General features: G+C 67.0%; 2 protein-coding genes. One reads left to right on the top strand and one right to left on the bottom strand.

Annotated features, from left to right (window positions below; translation table 11 throughout):
* Window positions 1-7: 7 nt before the first annotated feature.
* Window positions 8-148: a hypothetical protein gene (locus I59_RS21970; protein ID WP_022903216.1), complete on the bottom strand. Its 141-nt coding sequence runs from the start codon at window positions 146-148 to the stop codon at window positions 8-10.
* Between the two features lie 66 nt (window positions 149-214).
* Between I59_RS21970 and I59_RS06735 the strand changes: the two genes are divergently transcribed.
* On the top strand, window positions 215-1,074 hold an 860-nt coding region (locus I59_RS06735), incomplete at its 3' end, for an FAD/NAD(P)-binding oxidoreductase (protein ID WP_307120443.1).

Here is a 1,074-nt window from a genome sequence, read left to right as displayed (position 1 = left end):
ATCGAGATCAGTCGCAGGCGAGCGGGTTTGCGATCGCTTTCAACGACTTCGCGAGGACCTCGGCGGACTCCTGGGTCATCGCTTCGGTTGTGACGGGCGAGCAGCACGCAGTGACGTCCTGGATGGGAAGCAGCTCGATCGTCGTCATCGCATCATCATCCCACGGACTTCGACACGCGTCTATATTTGCGTTCATCTATATCGACGTGCTTCGATGTTCCTGTTCGACTTCCGATCGACCTGCAGAGGACCGACTCCGATGACTCACCTTGTTGCCGTTGGGGGCAGTGACGCCGGTATCGCCGCGGCGCTGCGCGCCCGTGAGCTGGACCCGTCGACCGACGTGACGGTGGTTCTCGCCGACGAGTTCCCGAACTTCTCCATCTGCGGCATCCCGTACTGGGTCTCGGGCGACGTTGCCGCGGAGGCGTCTCTCGCGCACCGCACCCGCGCTGACCTGGAAGCCGTCGGGATGACGGTCCGCTCCTCGACATGGGCCTCCGCCGTCGACGTCGACCGCCAGCTGCTCTCTGTCACCGGCCCGGCTGGTGAGGAGCAGATCGCCTACGACGAGCTGCTGATCGGGACTGGCGCGGAGCCGGTCCGTCCGGCTGGGATCCCGTTCGGTGAGCCGGGCATTCACCTACTGCACTCGATGACCGACGCGGAGCAGCTCGTTGCCGCCCTGGACCTTCTGCCTGCCGGCAGCCGTGTCGCGGTCGTCGGCGCCGGCTACATCGGCCTCGAGATGACCGAAGGCCTTGTCGCCCGCGGCTTCGACACGACGCTGATCCAGCGCGGACCGGAAGTGCTCTCCACCCTCGACCCGGAACTCGGTTCCCTCATCACCGCGGAGGTCCGCCGACATGGTGCAACCGTGCTGACCGGGGGACGGTCACCCGGCACGGTGCCGCGGGCGTCGATGTCGAGTGCCTCGATCGTCGCGTCCGCGTGGGCAGCGCTCCGGTGGTGGAACGCGATGACGTCGGCCATGGTCTCGTCCGGACCGGCGAACATGTCGTCGCCCTCACAGCGATTCCAGCCAGGCCGGCGCGTCCGGCAGCGGACGGCCGA

The organism is Curtobacterium sp. B8, assembly GCF_000333315.1.
GTDB classification, from domain to species: domain Bacteria; phylum Actinomycetota; class Actinomycetes; order Actinomycetales; family Microbacteriaceae; genus Curtobacterium; species Curtobacterium luteum.
The sequence above is the reverse complement of the archived record's forward strand: the minus strand, read 5'-3'. Positions and strand labels throughout refer to the sequence as shown.

What these genes read in the sequence shown, in the direction of transcription:
- I59_RS21970 (WP_022903216.1), bottom strand. Translation starts at nt 148, where the DNA reads ATGACGACGATCGAGCTGCTTCCCATCCAGGACGTCACTGCGTGCTGC.